The sequence below is a fragment of the Luteimonas suaedae genome, assembly GCF_008312895.1.
Classification (GTDB): domain Bacteria; phylum Pseudomonadota; class Gammaproteobacteria; order Xanthomonadales; family Xanthomonadaceae; genus Luteimonas; species Luteimonas suaedae.
Genome location: NZ_VSSP01000004.1, coordinates 77,011 through 94,220, shown reverse-complemented (window position 1 = coordinate 94,220; position 17,210 = coordinate 77,011). Strand labels below are relative to the sequence as shown.

The window sequence follows — 17,210 nt, the reverse complement described above, 5'->3', positions numbered from 1 at the left end:
AGAAAGAGAGGGCACGACGTTGGCCGGCCTTGCTCGAGAGAAAGGGAGCTGGGTGTCGGCCGACGTCGCGCGCGGGAGAAGACGGGGCATGGCGTTGATCGATGTTGCTTGCATGATTGTTCCCTCATTGATCCGGGACGAGACGCGCGTGCGGGCCCAGGGTGGCGCCGATGAAGCCATCGGCGACGTCGTGCTGAGCAGGGTGCCGTCCTGTCCTTGTGCCAGCCATTGCCAGCCCTGGCCGGCATCGAAGCCGAAGGCGTAGTCGCCGCCGTCGCCCTCGATCTTCAGCAGCAGCGTGTCCACGGCCGGCAAGGTACGGGTGGCGACGACCTGCCTGCCTTCACGGCTGCTCTTTTCCAGGAACAGTTCGATGTGTCCGCCCTCGCCCTCGGCATTGCCTTCGCCATCGGCCACACGGCGTACGCCGAGGAAGTACCAGTGCATCTCGTTCTGGAACGCGGCAATGCCGGCCTCGGTGCCCGCGCCCGCCGGCACCTGCAGGGCGGTGCTGGCCTCGAAGGCGATGTGCTGCTGCCGGCGCGCGAGGAATGCCGGATTGCGGAGCGTGTCCAGGCCTTCGGGCAGCGGCTCGATCGCCAACCGGCCGGGATGACTGGCCAGGTCCGTCCACGCCTGCTTCGGCACGCGCACGAACATCCAGGCGCGGTCCAGCTCGGACGCGTCGAACTCGTCGCGCCAGGTGAAGTTGCCCGACGACGGCGCCTGCGAAGCCGTGCGCGAAAGGAATGTCGGACCGGGGGCGACATAGGGAATCTCGAGGTCGGGCTCGAGGATTGTCGGCCAGCCGTCCTTCCACTCCACCGGCAGCAGGAACGTCTCGCGACCGGTGTTGTAGTGCACCTCGCCGTAGTTGCGGCTGGCGAGGAACGTCGCCCACCAGCTGCCGTCGGGCGCTTCCACCAGATCCGCGTGCCCGGCATTGGTGATCGGATGCGCGCGGTCGGCCGGCAGGTCACGCTGGGTGAGGATGGGATTGCCCTCGTAGGGCGTGTACGGCCCCCACACCTCGCGGCTGCGCAGGATCACCTGCGAATGCTGCGGCCCGGTGCCGCCCTCGGCGCAATTGAGGTAGTACCAGCCGTCGCGCTTGTAGAGGTGCGGCCCTTCGATCCAGATCGGATTCGTGGACGGGTCGACGCCGCCGTCGACCAGCACCTGGCGCGGCCCGACCGGCTGCAGCGTCGCGATGTCGAAGGCCTGCATCCAGATCGCACGATGTCCTTCGTAACGCGGCTCGCCGTCGGGCGGGCCGTTGTTGAGCAGGTAGACCTTGCCGTCGTCGTCGAAGAACAGCGACGGGTCGATGCCGTCGACGGTCGGCAGCCAGGCGGGATCCGACCACGGCCCGGCCGGATCGGTGGCGGTGACGATGAAGTTGCCGCCGCTGTCCACCGCGGTGTTGACCACGTAGAAGGTGCCGTCGTGGTACTCGATCGCCGGCGCGAACACCCCGCGCGACATGCCCAGCCCGTCGAAGTCGAGCATGTCGGGACGGTCGATCACATTGCCGATCTGGCGCCAGTGCACCAGGTCCGTGCTCTCGAACACCGGGATGCCGGGGAAGAAGGCGAAGCTGGAATTGACCAGGTAGAAGCGGTCGCCCGCACGCGTGATGCTCGGGTCCGGGTGGAAGCCGGCCAGGATCGGATTGCGGTAGTGGCCTTCGGGCAGCGGGGTCTCGAAGGCGGCGTCACGGCCGGTGTATTCGAACCAGTCAAAGAGAACAGGTGCCGGCTCCGCGGATTGCACCGCAAGGACCGGCGTAGCCAGCGCGACGGAGAACAGCGCGACCACCGCCATCGGCCGTGCAAGAGCCGCTGCCGCCCGGCGGCATTGCCGGCGATCGGGGCCGGCAACCTGTAGGAGCGGCTTCAGTCGCGACGCCCTGCCGACAAAGCCGGTCGCGGCTGAAGCCGCTCCTACAGGGTTCCCTGCGGACGTTCGTGCCGGGGCTTTCGTGGGCATGCCCATCACCAGTCCCACATCGTGCCGTCTTCCAGCCGCGCGACCGGCAGCTGCTTCGGCGCATAGGGGAATTTCGCCGCCAGCGTTTCGTCGATGTCGACACCGTGGCCGGGCGTCTCGCCGCAGTGCAGGCGGCCGTCGCGGAAGGCGTAGTCGTGCGGGAACACCGCGTCGGTTTCGTCCGAGTGGAACATGTACTCCTGGATGCCGAAGTTCGGCACCCAGGTGTCGAAGTGCAGCGCCGCGCCCATGCACACCGGCGACAGGTCGGTGGCGCCGTGGAAGCCGGTGCGCACCTGGTGCAGCGCGGCGAAGTCGGCCAGCCGGCGCACGTGGGTGATGCCGCCGCCGTGGACGATCGTGGTGCGGATGTAGTCGATCAGCTGCTGCTCGATCAGGTGCTTGCAGTCCCAGATCGAGTTGAACACTTCGCCCACCGCCAGCGGCGTGACCGAGTGCTTGCGGATCAGCTCGAAGGACTTCTGGTGCTCCGCCGGCGTGGCGTCCTCCAGCCAGAACAGGCGGTGGGGCTCGAGATCGCGCGCCAGCCGCGCCGCCTCGATCGGCGTCAGGCGGTGGTGCACGTCGTGCAGCAGCTCGACGTCGTTGCCGTGGTCGGCGCGCAGGCGCTCGAACAGCTTCGGCGCGGTCTCCAGGTACTTCGGCGTGGACCAGGTCGTCTCGGCCGGCAGTTCGCTCTCGGCCGGCTCGTAGGCCCTGCCGCCGGAAATGCCGTAGGCCTTCTTGACGCCGGGCACGCCGCACTGCGCGCGCACCGCGCGGAAGCCCTGCTCGATGAAGCGCCCCACCGCCTCGCTGGCCTCGCCGATGTCGCCGCCGTTGGCATGGCCGTAGACCAGCGCACCCTCGCGCGAGCGCCCGCCGAGCAGCCGGTACAGCGGCAACCCGGCCATCTTGCCCAGGATGTCCCACAGCGCGACGTCCACCGCGGCGATGGCGGTCATCGTCACCGGGCCGCGGCGCCAGTACGCGCCGCGGTACAGGAACTGCCAGGTGTCCTCGATGCGGCCGGCGTCGCGGCCGATCAGGTTCGGCGCCACGTGCTCCTGCAGGTAGGCGGCGACCGCGAGCTCGCGTCCGTTGAGCGTGGCGTCGCCCAGTCCGGTGACGCCCGATCGCGTCGTGATCTTCAGGGTGACGAAGTTGCGCCCCGGGCAGGTCACGATGACCTTGGCGTCGACGATCTCGCGCTCGCGCGAAGCCCCCTGCTCCGGGTGTCCGGATTCCGATGTCTGGTTCATGGGGTGTCGCTCATGGTCGCTATCTCCATCGGCGATTCCGCGGGGGCGGAAGGCCGGAACTGGGTTCTAAAAAGCCGTTCGCCACGGATCGGCGCGGATGAACCCGGGCAAACGATTGCTTGCAGCCGAGGAAACGCCTGAAGAATGCCGTCACCCCGGCGAAAGCCGGGGTCCGGGCCTCCCGCGACCTGCGGGTAAGCCCTGGATGACCAGCCCTTCGGGCTGTTGTGAAGCGCTTCCGGCCTTCGCCGGAATGACGATGTCGGGGCCTTCCCCGACAACGTTTCCTTGCATGGCTTTGTCGGCTTCGATCGGTGGCCGACACGCCTTTCTGCACGAGGCGACGATTTCATGGCGCGACGGAAATCTCCATTTCGAACGGGCCGGCGGGCAGGCCGGTGCCGTCGTAGAGGGTGCAAATCGGGCTGTCGGCCCAGCAGTAGCGCACGCGCGTGGCGGCCGGTGCCGAGGGTGCGCGCAACGTCACGCGATCGCGGTCGATCCGCGCGTTCGCGTAGCGGCACGTGCCCGCCCCGGCGGCGCACAACTCGAAACCGATGGGACCGTCCGCACCGTACGCCACCAGGCCTTCGTCGAGATCGCCGAAGCGCACCACGACCGCTTCGCCTTCGCGCGTCGCCGATCGCGGCACCGGACCGGACGGCGGCAGCTGCTCGCCGTAGACCACGTGACGCGCCACGCGTGCGAGGCGGCGGCCGAGTTCCTGCTTGTTCGGCGGGTGCACGTCGTAGCGGTCGCCGATATCGATCGTGACCGCCAATCCGGTCAGCGGGTCCTCGGCGGCGGTCAGCCGCTGCACCTCGCGCAGTTCGGCCCAGCCGCTCTCGGCGGGCTGCGTCGCGGGCATGCCGTAGCCGGGCAACTGCACGACCAGCAGCGGCAGGCCGGCGCCGAAGCGCGCGCGCCAGTCGCGCCTGAGCGCCTGCAGCAGTCCGCGGTAGCGGTCGGCCTCGAAGGTGTTGGATTCGCCCTGGTACCAGACGACGCCGCGCAGGTCGTAGCGGCCGATCGGCGCGATCATGCCGTTGTACAGCGTCGATAGGCCGGCGGCCGACTGCCAGGGTGCCCGCGGCGGCCAGTCGACGCCCGGCACGACGCGGTATCTCCACGCATCGTCGAGCGGCACGCTGGAACCGTCGTCGAACCGCAGCGCATGGCGGGACGCGGGCCCGGCGAGCCCGCCGTCGCGATAGGTGTCGAGCACGTTGACGACCACGACGTTGTCACCTTCGCGCAGCAGGCCGCGCGGCAACCGGTACTCGCGCGCGTCGCCTGCACCGTAGGTGCTGCCGACGGCGCGGCCGTTGACCCAGGTCATGTCCATCTCGTCGGCCGGGCCCAGCGCCAGCAGCGCGTCCTGCGCCGCCTGCTGCGCGGTCAGCTTCACCGTCGTGCGGTACCACACCATGCCGTCGAACTCGGCCAGCTCCGGTACGCCCCAGCGTTCCCAGGCACCGAGCTCCCGCGGCGCTTCGCGCCAGTCGGCACCCGCGGCGGCGGCGGGATTCCACGGCTCGTCGCCCGCGGCCACGTCGGAACGCCCGCGCCACCATTCGGCCCAGACCCCGCCCCAGTCCGCGACCGCGGCCACCGGATCGTCGGCATACAGCGCCAGCACGTCGAGTTCGGCGTCGTAATCGCCGGTCGTGCGCAATGCGTCATCGCGGATCCACGCCTGGATCCGCGATCCGCCCCAGGCCGCGCTGATCAGGCCCATCGGCACGTCGATCCGCTTCTGCAGTTCGCGCGCGAAGTAGTAGCAGGTGGCGGAAAAGTCGCGCACGGTTTCCGGATTCGTCTTCAGCCAGCGCACCGGCTCGGCGAAGGTCTGCAGCGGCACCACGCTGCCGGTCTCACCGACCGTCAGCATGCGGATCATGTCGTTGTCGGCGCCCGCGATCTCCGCGCGCGAGTCCAGCGTGCGGTGCACCTGCAGCACGATGTTGGACTGGCCCGAGCACAGCCACACGTCGCCGACCAGCACGTCGTCCACGGTCTGCGCTGTCCCGCCCGAAGCGGTGGCCACCAGCGTGTAGGGGCCGCCGGCCGCCAGCGCCGGCAACCGGGCTTCCCAGCGCCCGGTCTCGTCGGCACGGCCGCGCGCGCGCGCGCCGGCAAGGGCGATCCGCACCTCCTCGCCGGGCTGCGCATGGCCCCAGATCCGGATCGGCCGGTCGCGCTGCAGTACTGCGTGGTCCTGGAACATGGCGTGCAGCAGCGTCGCGCCACTGTCATCGGCCGCGTGCGCGACGGTCGCGCCGCAGAACGAGAACGCCAGCAGCGCAGCCGCGGCGGCACGCGACCACCAGCCCAGCGGCAAGCACGCAGTGGTCGCAGTGATGCTCACCGCCCGCTTCCCGGCGCATGCGGGAATTCCAGCGACTGGTAGTACTGCAGCGAGCGCGGCGGCGGTGCGTAGCCATCCGGCAGCGGAAGGCCGGAAATGCTCTGGAAGTAGGCGATGCTGGCGTCGCGCCACCACTGCGCTTCCTTCTCCTGGATGGCCAGGAACGCCGCCACCTGCGCATGGCGCTCGGCGTCGATGTCGCCTTCGAGCCCGTTCCAGGTCTCGCGCATGCCGCGCACGTAGTCCACGCCGCGCGTGTACCGGTGCACCAGTTCCTCCCACAAGGGGCGGCCCGACTGCGTGCGGTAGTCCCAGGGCACGTGATGGAACCAGAGCAGGAACGCCTCGGGCACGGTTTCGAGATCGCCGAACTCGCGGGCGACCGGCGGCGCGTACTGCGCGACCGCGTTGCTGCCGCTGGCGGTACGGTCGAAGCCGATGCCCGCGCGCGTGGCGCGGTGGTAGTAGACCGATGTCCAGTCCGCACGCGGCCCGCCTTCCACCCAGGGGCCGGGGCCGTAGTGATGGTCGCGCCCCATCAGGTGATGCAGGCCGAGCGGCGTCATGTAGTCCACCGCCGCCTCGCGCGAGCCCATCATCATGTCCACGACGGTGGCGACGAACGCATCGTCGCCGGCGAACGTCATCCGCACCCATTCCTCGGCGATCGAGCGCGACGACAGCCGCGGATCCCATGCCAGGCGGCCATAGGCATACCAGTTCGCCTGGTCGAAATGCGAGCCGCTCCAGTTGCGGTCGGCGCCGATGTTGGCCACGCCGGCCATGCCGGTGACCGCATAGCCGTGCAGCGAGCCGTCGACCACCTTCGCCACGGTCGAGCCCTCGCCCGCGGCGTAGGTGTCCGCGGCCAGCACCTCCTCGTACATCGGGCCCAGGTAGACCAGATGCGTCGCGAATCCCAGGTACTCCTTGGTGATCTGGAACTCCATCATCAGCGGCGTGTCCGGCATCGCGCCGAACAGCGGATGGAACGGCTCGCGCGGCTGGAAGTCGATCGCGCCGTTCTTGACCTGCACCAGCACGTTGTCACGGAACTCGCCGTCCAGCGGCACGAACTCGTTGTAGGCCTGCTTGGCGCGGTCGTCCGGTTCCTCGTCCGAGTACACGAACGCGCGCCACATGACCGTGCCACCGTGTGGCGCGAGCGCTTCGGCCAGCATGTTGGCGCCGTCGGCGTGCGAACGGCCGTAGTCCTGCGGACCCGGCTGTCCTTCCGAGTTGGCCTTGACCAGGAAGCCGCCGAAGTCGGGAATGGTGCGGTAGATCTCGTCGGCCTTGTCCCGCCACCAGCGCCGCACCTGCGGATCCAGCGGGTCGGCCGTCTCCAGGCCGCCGATCTCGATGGGTGCGCTGAAGCGCGCACTGAGGTACACACGGACGCCAAAGGGGCGGAACACATCCGCGAGCGCCGCCGCCTTCTCCAGGTACATCGGCGTCAACACCAGTGCGTCGGCGTTGACGTTGTTGAGCACGGTACCGTTGATACCGATCGACGCATTGGCGCGCGCGTAGTCGGTGTAGCGCGGGTCGCGCCAGTCGGGCAGCTTGTGCCAGTCCCAGATCGAGGCACCGGCGTAACCGCGTTCGACGTGGCCGTCCAGGTTGTCCCAGTGATTCAACACGCGCAGCTTCACCCGCGGCGCTTCGCGCAGGTCCAGCCGCTCGATCGATTGCCCGGTCTGCAGCAGGCGCAGGAAATGGAAGGCACCGTAGAGCGCGCCGATGTCTTCGTTGGCCGCGATCACCGTGACCGCATGACCGTCGATCACGGCGCTGCGGATGAGATAGCCCTCGCGTCCCAGGTCGCCGGTCTCCAGCCCCAGCCGCGCGATCAGCGGCGAGGCCGACGGCGTGCCGACGATGACGGCACCCTCGGCAGCGGCTTCCGACAGCGGAGGCGGCGCGCCGAGCAGCCCTTCGAGTCCGCGCAGCAGTTCCGCTCGGGTGGCGGCCTGGGTGGGCGTGGCGGCGGCGGCTACCAGCCGGGAAGCTCGCATCCGGTACGCATCCACATGCGCGTCCCCGGCGGGCCGATAGCGCAGCCACAGCTCGTAACCATCCTCGGCACTCGCGGCAGGCATGTACAGCGTGCTCGCCAGGCAGGCGATGGCAAGCCACATGACGCCCAGCATGGACCACGTACGTCGGCGGAAAGCCGGATGTTCCGCGATATGCTCTGCCGATGCAGCGTTTCCGCCCGGCCCGTCGCCCACCCCATCCGTTAGCGGTAACATCTGCAGCGTTTTCATGTCCGGTCCTGGATCGGGTTTCGTGATGGCCTCGATGGCGAGCGCGGCGTGGTATTCCTGTCGCGACACCCGGGGCCGGCCGACTGAAGGAACGAACGTTGGAGAAGACTAGGAAATCCGCCCGCCGCAGGGGGCGCGCCGTCACCATCGACGAAGTGGCCGCGCTCGCCGGTGTTTCGCCGATGACGGTCTCGCGCGTGGTCAACGGCCACGGCAAGGTGCGCGACTCCACTCGCGAGCGGGTGATGCGCGCCGTGCGCGAACTGGACTACACGCCCAACCTGGCGGCCAGTTCCCTGGCCGCGGCCCAGCACACGCGCATCGCGCTGATCTACACCAATCCGAGCGGCGCCTATCTGCGCGAACTTCTGGTCGGCCTGTTGCGCGTCGCCTCGCGCACCGCGATCCAGCTGGTCATCGACTACTGGGACGACCTCGACGCCGAGGCCGAACGCAAGGCCGCACGCAAGCTGGCCGGGAAGGTGGCCGGAGTGATCCTGCCGCCGCCGCTGTGCGACTCGAAGACCGCGGTGATGGAACTGGTGCGCGCCAACGTCCCCGTCGTCGCGATCGCGTCGGGACGGTTCAGCGAGGAGATCTCCTGCGTGCGCATCGACGATTTTCGTGCCAGCAAGGAGATCACCGAGCACCTGATCGCGAAGGGCCACACCCGCATCGGCTATATCAACGGCCGCCCCGACCTGAGCGCCAGCGCGCGTCGTTTCGAGGGCTTCAAGGCCGCCCTGGACGACGCCGGCATCGCGCTGGAGCGCGGCCTGGTGCAGCAGGGCGACTACACCTACCGCTCCGGCCTGAAAGCCGCCGAGAAGCTGCTGTCGCAACGCCGGCCGCAGACCGCGATCTTCGCCGGCAACGACGACATGGCCGCAGCGGCGATCTCGGTGGCGCATCGCCGCGGGCTGGACGTACCACGTGACCTGTCGGTGGTGGGCTTCGACGACACCTCGGCGGCGACCACGGTATGGCCCGAACTGACCACGATCCATCAGCCCATCGCCTCGATGGCGGACGCGGCCATCGACATCCTGTTGCGCAGCATTCGCCGCAAGGACCGCAGTACCCGCGTGCTGGTCGATCACGTCATCCCGTACCGGCTGATCAGCCGCGACTCCGTGGCGCCCCCGCCCGAGCGGCGCCGCTCCAGGGAAAACTGACGCCCGGGCCGGTGGCCGGGCGCGTGTCCCGCCCCCTGCCGCAAAAAAGTTAGCGCTACCACTAAACCGGCAAAAAAATACACCGGCGAAAGGAACAGCCAGCTCTGTCATTGTCGCGGTCGACCCCGGGGAACCTCATGTCACTCTACCAGCGGCCCCGGAGAATGCATTGCTGCAACGCAAAATCGCCCGTGCAGGACCTGGCGACAGGAGCGCCGAGCACCGCGTAGCCGACTGCTTCGACCATGAACCAGCTGCAGCCACTCCAGCTCGAGGTGGCCGAAGTCGCCGCGCCAGCGCGGCGGCCGACTCCCCGCGTTCCGTTTGTCCTCTTCGATCCGATTATCGAGATCGGAACACCGGTGTCCGGAGACCTCATTCACGGCCGCTCGCCTGATCCGCATCGTTGGCCGCTCCCGCTTCGCTCGCGATTCGTTTACGTTTCTCGCGGTTCGCTTCGCGCGCCAGCTTCTCGTACTTCTTGCGAATGGTCTCCAGCTCGACCGGGTCCATGTTTTCCAGGTCGAGCAGCACGTTGTCGGCCTTCGTGATCACCCGGATGAGCTCGTCCAGCTTGATCTGCACGGCCGCGGCGTCCGCGTTCTGGGTGTGCTGGATCAGGAACACCATCAGGAACGTGATGATGGTGGTGCCGGTATTGATCACGAGCTGCCACGTATCGTTGAAGCCGAACACCGGCCCGCTGATGGCCCAGACGATGACGATCATCAGTGCGCCGAAGAACACCCAGGGGGTTCCCGCCGCAAAGGAGGCCTTTTTCGCCAGGATACTGAAGGAGCCGTTTATCATTTTTTTTCTCCAGCTGCCGCGATCGGCCGATGCTGCGCAGGCATGCGTCTATGCGACGTGATTCGCGGGCTTGCGTATCAGACCGATGCACACGGCGGCTCCGGCCCGCGGCCGGTGATCGCGAGTGACCCGGTCATCCGGACGCCGCATGGCGTGTGGTCTAATCCCCGGACGCTCGCTACCCGGAGACTCCGATGCCCCGGCCACCCCGCCGCAAGGCCAGCGACTTCGATCCGGAAGTACTGCGCCTGTTCGACCAGTACGTGCATGGCCAGATCGATCGTCGCGGTTTTCTCGCCGGCGCGGCACGGTTCGCGGTCGGCGCCGCCGGCGCGGCCGGCCTGCTCGCCGCCCTGAGCCCGCAGTTCGCCGCCGCGCAGCAGATCAAGCCCGACGATGCACGGCTGTCGACGGAGTTCATCGAGTTCGCCTCGCCGCAGGGCTACGGCACCGCCCGCGGCTACCTGGCCAGGCCGGCGAAGGCCGATGGTCCCCTGCCGACCGTGCTCGTCGTGCACGAGAACCGCGGCCTCAATCCGCACATCGAGGACGTGACGCGTCGGCTGGCGCTGGAAGGCTTCATCGCCTTCGCGCCGGACGCGCTGTTCCCGCTGGGCGGCTACCCGGGCGACGAGGACGCGGCACGCGCGCTGTTCGGCGAGCTGGACCAGGCGAAGACGCGCGAGGACTTCCTCGCCGCGGCGCGCATGCTGCGCGGGATCGACGGCGGCAACGGCCGGCTCGGCGTGGTCGGCTTCTGCTACGGCGGCGGCATGGCGAACTTCCTCGCCACCCGGCTGCCCGACCTCGAGGCCGCCGCGCCGTTCTACGGCAACGCCGCGCCGCTGGAGGACGTAGCCGACATCGAGGCCGAGTTGCTGGTGGTACTCGCCGAGCACGACGAGCGCATCAATGCCGCCTGGCCCGAATACGAAGCCGCGCTGAAGGAAGCGGGCGTGCGCTACACGCTGTTCCAACCGCCCGGCACGCAGCACGGCTTCAACAACGACACCACCCCGCGCTACGACGAGGACGCAGCGCGCGAGGCCTGGCGCCGCATGCTCGCGCTGTTCGAGCGCACGCTGCGCGCCGGCGGCAACGCCGCGGAGCCGGCCGCCTAGCAACCGGCATGATCCCGGCCGATGCCGGGATCGCGGGGCACCGCATCGCGCCCCCGGGGCCGACTTGATCAGCCCGGCATGCGGCGATCGTACTCCTCGCGGAGCCGGCTCCAGCGGTCCCAGAACGGCTCCGGCGTCTCGCCTTTCGCACGCGCGGCCAGGACATCGAGGTGCGTGTGCCAGCCGGCGCCGACCATCAGCTTGTTCGTACGCTCGACCAGGCCGCGGTGGGTCAAGGTCAGGAGCACCTTGTCGCCCTTCGGTTGCAGTTCGAAGGAAACATCGCCCACGTTCATGCCGGCCTCGCCCTCGCTCCAGGTGAAGGCGAGTCTGCGCGGCGGCTCGAGCACGGTGATCCGGCTCTGCATCCGATACTCGTCGTCGTCGAAACCGGCTGGGCGTCGACCCGGCGGCTCGGTGAGCTCGTCGTTGCGCCAGACGAGCTCGAAGGTCGAGCCCACCTGCATCTCCATTTCGCCCGCTGCCAGCCATTGGCGGCGCAGTTCGCTCTCGGTGAGATACGCCCATACCCGCTCGATCGGACCCGGCAGCAGGCGCTCTATGCGCACGGTGTCGGGGGCAGTGGCGACGCCGTAGTCGGTTTCGGACGTTGCGGTATTCATGATTTCCTCCGGGGGGATCTGGGTTTGCGGGCGGACTTGGTCGCGGACTTGCCGCCGTCCTCCGCCTCGAGCAGGGTTTCGAGGGCGTCGAGTTTCCGGTTCCAGAAACGCTCGTAGTGGCGGATCCATTCAGCGCCGGCATGCAGCGGGCGCGCGTCGAGCCGACAGGTATGCACCCTGCCCTGCACCTTGCGTTGGATCAGGCCGGCACGTTCCAGCATCTGGATGTGCTTGGATGCGCCTGCCAGTGAGATGTCGAAGGGCGCGGCGAGTTCGCCGACGGTGCGCGGTCCGGCGGCAAGGTCGCGCAGCATCGCCCTGCGGGTCGGATCGGCAAGGGCGCGGAAGACGGTGTCGAGACGCTCGCATGTATCAACCATATGGTTGAATATAAGCCGCTTCGAAAAATTGTCAACCGACAGGTGAAATGTTCCCGTTGGCCGCGTCTCCCGCCGCTGCCACCCTCTGGTCGGCTATCGCGGTGCCGTCTCGCACTTGCTCCGGTTGAACCACGTGGCGCGAGCGATCGGCAGATAGGCATCCCAGTCGCCGGGTGGCAAGGCCATACCCTGCTCCCGCAGCACTGCCGCCAGGGATGCTTCGTCGTCGCTGGCTGCCGCAAGCGTGGCGTCCAGCGCCGCAACGCATTCGCCAGGCCGCCCGAGATGCCACAATCCGGCACCCGCCGCCATCGCCCCTGCGTCGAAAAGCCGCGCTTCCTGGCAGAGTTCACAGGCCTCCTGCTGCGGCGTTCTTGCGGGTACGGAGCGCTCTAGTGACGCGCTCATGGAGAGGACGTGATGATCGAGGCAATCGTGGCAATTGCGCGGAATGACCAGACCGCTCTCATTCCCGAGAACGCCACCGTGGTGTTGAACGGATCGCAAGGCCAGGCCGACTGCGAGGTCTTTCTCCGCGTCGATCCGGACGGCGTCGGTCCCGCAGGCAGAACCTACCTGCACCTGCGCACGCAGGCGCCCTGGTACACGCTGGAGGGCGTGCATACCCTGCAATGGTTCGGGTCGGAGCTGGTGGAGACGACGGTGCTGAGCGTGGAGCGTTTGCGCTAGGCGGGAACGCGGATCCGGGATCGGCACTCTCTCGTCGAAATTGTCGCCGGTTTCCCACGTGTCCGTAGCGGACCCGAGGCATGAGCGGCCTCGGTTACCATGGCCGCCCCCCTCGATGTCAGCCGCCGTGCCCGGTTACTCGTCCGAACTGGTGTTCTTCAGCCTTGGCCTGCTGCTGGTGCTCACGGTGCTGGCCGGCAGCCTCTCCAGCCGTTTCGGACTGCCGGCGCTGATCGGCTTCATGCTGCTGGGCATGCTCGCCGGCTCCGAGGGGCTCGGCGGGATCTCGTTCGAGAACGTCGGCCTGGCGCAGGGCATCGGCGTGCTGAGCCTGGTGTTCATCCTGTTCTCCGGCGGCCTGGACACCATCTGGCGCCAGGTGCGCCGCTCCGCCGCGCCGGCGCTGATGCTCGCCACCGCCGGGGTGATGATCAGCGCCGCGGTGGTGGCGGTGGCGGCGATGTGGCTGCTCGGCTTCACGCCGCTGCAGGGCTTCCTGCTCGGCTCGGTCATCGCCTCCACCGATGCCGCCGCGGTGTTCGCGGCGCTGCGCTCGCGCGGCATGCCGCTGCGCGAAGAACTCAAGGGCCTGATCGAGCTGGAGTCCGGCTCCAACGACCCGATGGCGATCTTCCTGGTGGGCGCCGCGCTGCTGTTGATCACCGCACCGCAGACCTCGCCGCTTGCGCTGATCCCGGCGTTCGGCTTGCAGATGGTGGTGGGCGCGCTGGTCGGCTACGCGATCGGTGCCGGCTTTCCGGCACTGCTGCGGCGGGCGCGGCTGCGCGTGGGCGGGCTGGCGCTGGTGGTGTCGATCGCCGCGGCGCTGCTGGCCTATGGCCTGGCGGGGCTGCTGCAGGGGAACGGGTTCCTGGCCGCGTACATGGCGGGCATCGTGGCCGGCGCCCGTGAGTTCCCGTCCAGGCGCACCATTTCGATGTTCCAGGACGGCCTGGCCTGGCTGGCGCAGGTGATGATGTTCATGACCCTGGGATTGCTGGTGTTTCCCAGCCAGCTGGTGGAAGTGCTCGGCCCGGGCCTCGCGGTGACCGCGGTGCTGATGTTCGTGGCGCGGCCGCTGAGCGTCTTCCTGTGCCTGGCGCCGTTCCGCAACTACGGCTGGCGCGCCAAGCTGTTCGTGTCCTGGGCCGGATTGCGTGGCGCGGTACCGATCGTCCTGGCCACGTTCCCGATCGTCGCCGGCGTGCCGGGTGCGCAGTCCATCTTCAACATCGTGTTCTTCGTGGTGCTGCTCTCCAGCGTGATCCAGGGCCCCACCCTCGGCTGGCTGGCACGCCGGCTGGGGCTGAATGCCCCTCGACCCAAGGCGCCCGCCGGCTGACGGGAAAGGATGCATCGACGTGGCCGCCGAGACCACGCGCCCGCCTTTCGACTCACCGCTCCTGGAAAGCCAGGCGGGCCCCCAGCGCGCAGTACACGCCGCCGACGAACTTGCCCTGCCACTTCAGAACGGTCGGGTTCCGGCGCAGGAAGTTGCCGAGGCTGCCGGCGCCCAGCGCGAACACGACGGTGCTGAGCAGGCCGAGCAGGACGAACACCACGCCCAGCACGGCCAGTTGGCCTGCGACCGAGCCATTGCCGGGCCGCACGAACTGCGGCAGGAACGCGAGGAAGAACAGCGCGGTCTTCGGGTTGAGCACTTCGGCCAGCACGGCCTGGCGGAACGCCTTGGCCGCCGTGACCGGGAGCGCGCCGGAAGTCGGGTCCAGCGGCGTTTTCTCGAGGATCGCCCGCACGCCGAGATACACCAGGTACGCCGCTCCCAGATACTTGACGATGCTGAAGAGCACCGCCGAAGCAGCGATGACCGCCGAGATGCCGACGATCGCCAGGACCGTATGAACCAGGTCGCCCGCGGCGATCCCGGCGCCCGTGGCGATACCCACGCGGGTTCCGGAACTGCTGGCGCGCGCGACCGTCAGCAAGGTGGCGGGGCCCGGAATGAACACGAAGCCGAGAACGATCGCGACATAGGTGATCAGGGTCATCGGATCGATCATGCGCGCGTCTCCCGAGCGGTGTCTCGCCTCGCTAGCCGCGTTATATACCAGACGCAGGCACGCCGTACTCCGGCCGTCGCGATGGACAGCGCTTGCCGGCGCCGCGAGTGCCGGGCGTGCGCGACGCCATGCAGCTCGGTCCGGGCACGCGGCCTTGCTGGCGACGGGTTGCATGGACGGTGCGGAAGACTGCTCCGCCGGCGTGCTACGTCATTCCCGAAGGTGGGAATGGATGGCGCGCCAATCCCGGCACTTTTTCTTCGGGACGGTGACATGGCCTTTACCGACGTATGCGGATACTCGTCCCGCCCGAATGCTCAGGACCGAGCCGCATCGCGTCTCGTCGAAACACGCCATGCCCGTGAACGATCGCCGCCATGCCATCATCGAAGCGCCTTCCAATCTAGGGGTGAGGTCCACCGGCGTCGAACTGCTGCCCGAGGCCTTGTTGCGCCACGGCCTGGCCGAGCGCCTGCAGGCCCGCCATGCCGCCCGGGTCGAAGTGCCCGGCGATCACGGCGTGCGTGATCCGGACACGCTGACATTGAATGCGCACGCGATCGCGGCATGGTCGCCGAAACTGGCCGATGCGGTCGCCGACGTTCTCGACCGGGACGAGTTTCCCGTCGTGCTCGGCGGGGATTGCTCCATTTTGCTCGGGCCGGCACTGGCGTTGAAGCGCCGCGGCCGCTACGGACTGTTGTTCATCGACGGCCACGCCGATTTCTACCAGCCAGAGGCCGAGCCGTATGGCGAAGCCGCTTCGATGGACCTGGCCTTCGCGACAGGACATGGCCCTGCCCTGCTGAGCGACCTCGAAGGCCTCGGCCCGCTGGTACGCGCGGAGGATACGGTCGCTTTCGGTTTCCGTGATGCGGAAGACCAGGCCGAGTACGGCAGCCAACCGCTGCCGGACGAGCTGCTCTCCTACGACCTGGCCAAGGTTCGCGAACTCGGCGTGGAAGCCGCCGCCGCCGCAGCGGTCGAGCATCTGACGCGGCCGGGATTGCAGGGATTCTTCATCCATGTCGACGCCGATTGCCTGCACGACGACGTCATGCCGGCAGTCGAGTATCGCCTGCCCGACGGCCTTTCGATCCACGAACTGCGGCGGACGCTGGACATCGCGCTTTCCAGCGGCATGGCGATCGGCATCGAGGTCACCGTCTACAATCCCGATCTCGACAAGGACGGCGAAGCGGGCCGCAGGCTCGCCGACGTGCTGGCGGACGCCCTCTCCGGCAAGCGCGTGGATCCTGGCGAACCCGGCGGTTCGATCTAGGGCGCGCTGCGCGGGCCGATCGGAGTGGCGGACACCGGCGCGGGCTCGTCCGCCAGGACGGACGCGTAGACCGGCTCCTGCGCGGCTTCCTCCAGCAGCCAAGAACGAAACGCCTGGAGCTTGGGGCTGTGGCGGCGGCCGGCCGGATACACCAGCCAGTAGTCACGCTCGTCGCGCAGGACCAGATCGAACGGCTGCACGAGTTCGCCCGACGACAGTTCCTTGCGGAAGAACAGCGGCGAGGTGATCGCCACGCCGTGCCCGGCAACGGCCGAGGTGATCTCGAACTGCTCGACGCTCAGGTCGATACTCGGCCTGGCCGCGAGATCGGCGTCCATCACGCCGGCGGCATCGAACCATTGCCGCCACCAGCGCTCGCGGCCCATGCGCTGCAGCCCGAGCAGGTCCGCCGGCGCACGCAAGCGTTCGCGCACCTGCGGACTGCACAGGGGCGTGAACAGGCTCGGCAGCAATCGATCCGCCGCCAGCCCCGGCCAATCGCCACGGCCGCTGCGCAGGCCGACATCGAATTCGCCCGCACTGAAATCCACGGTCGGCACCGACGTATCCAGCCGCACCGCCAGCCTGGGATGCGCCAGCTGGAAAGCGCCCAGGCGCGGCACCAGCCAGGTGGCGGCGATGGTCGGCAGCGCGGTGATGGCCAGTTCGTGCTCGGCGCGCTCGTGCACCTGCCCGAAGACCGTGCGCAGGGTGCGGAAGGCGTCCAGCACCGCCGGCGCCAGCCGTTGTCCAGCCGCCGTCAGCACGACCTGGCGCGGTAACCGCTGGAACAGGCTCAGGCCCAGGCGTCGCTCCAGCTGCTTGATCTGGTAGCTCACCGCAGCCTGGGTCATGTGCAGTTCGTCCGCGGCGCGGGTGAAGCTCGACAACCGTGCGGCGGCCTCGAACGCGCGCACCATGCTCAGGGGCGGCAACGGCTCTGTGGCGGCAACCTTATCCATAAATCCACCTTATTTATCGAGGCTCATATTTTCGTTGTGTCTCGCGATGTCCGGACCTAGCTTCGTTGGCATCACTAGATCAATGGCCTGCTCGATGCATTGAGGCGCTTCGGCGGCGACTATCTGACAAAAGTCACCCTTGGGCAAGAAGCCTCGTCTCAGGGAGGCCGCCATCAATGAAATCCGACCACGGTTCCGGCCGTCGGTCCCGCACTGACCGCCACCGGCGCGACGCCCGCACGACGATCGCGGCGATC

At 68.5% G+C, this 17,210-nt stretch carries 13 protein-coding genes and 2 pseudogenes; 5 read left to right on the top strand and 10 right to left on the bottom strand.

What is annotated here, in order from left to right; translation table 11 throughout:
• Positions 1 to 124 precede the first annotated feature (124 nt).
• The 4 genes and pseudogenes from FXO19_RS08165 to FXO19_RS08150 all read right to left on the bottom strand — a co-directional run bounded on the left by FXO19_RS08165 (position 125) and on the right by FXO19_RS08150 (position 7,772).
• A pseudogene (locus FXO19_RS08165) lies at positions 125 to 1,824 on the bottom strand (glycoside hydrolase family 43 protein).
• A 170-nt stretch (positions 1,825 to 1,994) separates the two neighbouring features.
• The gene (gene manD, locus FXO19_RS08160; protein ID WP_149194585.1) at positions 1,995 to 3,251 is read right to left on the bottom strand and encodes a D-mannonate dehydratase ManD; all 1,257 of its coding nucleotides are present in this window, start codon (positions 3,249 to 3,251) and stop codon (positions 1,995 to 1,997) included.
• 349 nt (positions 3,252 to 3,600) lie between these two features.
• Positions 3,601 to 5,550, bottom strand: coding sequence for a sialate O-acetylesterase (locus FXO19_RS08155; RefSeq protein WP_255516355.1), 1,950 nt, complete (start codon positions 5,548 to 5,550; stop codon positions 3,601 to 3,603).
• 65 nt (positions 5,551 to 5,615) lie between these two features.
• Positions 5,616 to 7,772, bottom strand: coding sequence for an alpha-glucuronidase family glycosyl hydrolase (locus tag FXO19_RS08150; protein ID WP_255516348.1), 2,157 nt, complete (start codon positions 7,770 to 7,772; stop codon positions 5,616 to 5,618).
• Between the two features lie 215 nt (positions 7,773 to 7,987).
• Between FXO19_RS08150 and FXO19_RS08145 the strand changes: the two genes are divergently transcribed.
• The gene (locus FXO19_RS08145; RefSeq protein WP_187775694.1) at positions 7,988 to 9,064 is read left to right on the top strand and encodes a LacI family DNA-binding transcriptional regulator; all 1,077 of its coding nucleotides are present in this window, start codon (positions 7,988 to 7,990) and stop codon (positions 9,062 to 9,064) included.
• Positions 9,065 to 9,439: 375 nt separating this feature from the next.
• Here the strand turns inward: FXO19_RS08145 and FXO19_RS08140 are convergent, their stop codons facing one another.
• Positions 9,440 to 9,874: a low affinity iron permease family protein gene (locus FXO19_RS08140; protein ID WP_149194583.1), complete on the bottom strand. Its 435-nt coding sequence runs from the start codon at positions 9,872 to 9,874 to the stop codon at positions 9,440 to 9,442.
• A 194-nt stretch (positions 9,875 to 10,068) separates the two neighbouring features.
• On the opposite strand from FXO19_RS08140, the gene FXO19_RS08135 reads away from it, so the two are divergent.
• On the top strand, positions 10,069 to 10,995 hold the full coding sequence (locus FXO19_RS08135) for a dienelactone hydrolase family protein (protein WP_149194582.1): 927 nt from the start codon (positions 10,069 to 10,071) through the stop codon (positions 10,993 to 10,995).
• A gap of 68 nt (positions 10,996 to 11,063) precedes the next feature.
• Here the strand turns inward: FXO19_RS08135 and FXO19_RS08130 are convergent, their stop codons facing one another.
• From FXO19_RS08130 to FXO19_RS19550, 3 genes and pseudogenes are all read right to left on the bottom strand, one after another.
• Positions 11,064 to 11,618 carry an SRPBCC family protein gene (locus FXO19_RS08130; protein WP_149194581.1) on the bottom strand — a complete coding sequence of 185 codons (555 nt, stop codon included), beginning with the start codon at positions 11,616 to 11,618 and terminating at the stop codon, positions 11,064 to 11,066.
• Positions 11,615 to 11,998, bottom strand: coding sequence for an ArsR/SmtB family transcription factor (locus tag FXO19_RS08125; RefSeq protein ID WP_149194580.1), 384 nt, complete (start codon positions 11,996 to 11,998; stop codon positions 11,615 to 11,617). Before FXO19_RS08125 ends, FXO19_RS08130 begins: the two co-directional genes overlap by 4 nt.
• Before the next feature lie 93 nt (positions 11,999 to 12,091).
• Positions 12,092 to 12,292, bottom strand: a pseudogene (locus FXO19_RS19550) (hypothetical protein); the annotation flags it as partial.
• Positions 12,293 to 12,418: 126 nt separating this feature from the next.
• On the opposite strand from FXO19_RS19550, the gene FXO19_RS08115 reads away from it, so the two are divergent.
• Both FXO19_RS08115 and FXO19_RS08110 read left to right on the top strand, forming a co-directional pair.
• On the top strand, positions 12,419 to 12,688 hold the full coding sequence (locus FXO19_RS08115) for a hypothetical protein (protein ID WP_149194578.1): 270 nt from the start codon (positions 12,419 to 12,421) through the stop codon (positions 12,686 to 12,688).
• Positions 12,689 to 12,815: 127 nt separating this feature from the next.
• On the top strand, positions 12,816 to 14,030 hold the full coding sequence (locus FXO19_RS08110; protein ID WP_223115460.1) for a potassium/proton antiporter: 1,215 nt from the start codon (positions 12,816 to 12,818) through the stop codon (positions 14,028 to 14,030).
• Positions 14,031 to 14,082: 52 nt separating this feature from the next.
• On the opposite strand, the gene FXO19_RS08105 is transcribed toward FXO19_RS08110, so the two are convergent.
• Positions 14,083 to 14,709, bottom strand: coding sequence for a LysE family translocator (locus FXO19_RS08105; RefSeq protein WP_149194576.1), 627 nt, complete (start codon positions 14,707 to 14,709; stop codon positions 14,083 to 14,085).
• On the opposite strand from FXO19_RS08105, the gene FXO19_RS08100 reads away from it, so the two are divergent.
• Positions 14,708 to 15,991 (top strand): arginase family protein, encoded by a 1,284-nt coding sequence (locus FXO19_RS08100; protein WP_223115459.1) that lies wholly within the window; start codon positions 14,708 to 14,710, stop codon positions 15,989 to 15,991. The genes FXO19_RS08105 and FXO19_RS08100 overlap by 2 nt on opposite strands.
• On the opposite strand, the gene FXO19_RS08095 is transcribed toward FXO19_RS08100, so the two are convergent.
• Positions 15,988 to 16,953 carry a LysR substrate-binding domain-containing protein gene (locus tag FXO19_RS08095; protein WP_149194575.1) on the bottom strand — a complete coding sequence of 322 codons (966 nt, stop codon included), beginning with the start codon at positions 16,951 to 16,953 and terminating at the stop codon, positions 15,988 to 15,990. The two genes, FXO19_RS08100 and FXO19_RS08095, sit on opposite strands and share 4 nt — an antisense overlap.
• Positions 16,954 to 17,210 lie beyond the last annotated feature (257 nt).

Coding starts and splice junctions, on each gene's coding strand:
- manD (WP_149194585.1), bottom strand. CDS start 3,251: ATGAACCAGACATCGGAATCCGGACACCCGGAGCAGGGGGCTTCGCGC.
- FXO19_RS08150 (WP_255516348.1), bottom strand. CDS start 7,772: ATGCTGGGCGTCATGTGGCTTGCCATCGCCTGCCTGGCGAGCACGCTG.
- FXO19_RS08140 (WP_149194583.1), bottom strand. CDS start 9,874: ATGATAAACGGCTCCTTCAGTATCCTGGCGAAAAAGGCCTCCTTTGCG.
- FXO19_RS08135 (WP_149194582.1), top strand. CDS start 10,069: ATGCCCCGGCCACCCCGCCGCAAGGCCAGCGACTTCGATCCGGAAGTA.
- FXO19_RS08130 (WP_149194581.1), bottom strand. CDS start 11,618: ATGAATACCGCAACGTCCGAAACCGACTACGGCGTCGCCACTGCCCCC.
- FXO19_RS08125 (WP_149194580.1), bottom strand. CDS start 11,998: ATGGTTGATACATGCGAGCGTCTCGACACCGTCTTCCGCGCCCTTGCC.
- FXO19_RS08115 (WP_149194578.1), top strand. CDS start 12,419: ATGATCGAGGCAATCGTGGCAATTGCGCGGAATGACCAGACCGCTCTC.
- FXO19_RS08100 (WP_223115459.1), top strand. CDS start 14,708: ATGCGCGCGTCTCCCGAGCGGTGTCTCGCCTCGCTAGCCGCGTTATAT.
- FXO19_RS08105 (WP_149194576.1), bottom strand. CDS start 14,709: ATGATCGATCCGATGACCCTGATCACCTATGTCGCGATCGTTCTCGGC.
- FXO19_RS08095 (WP_149194575.1), bottom strand. CDS start 16,953: ATGGATAAGGTTGCCGCCACAGAGCCGTTGCCGCCCCTGAGCATGGTG.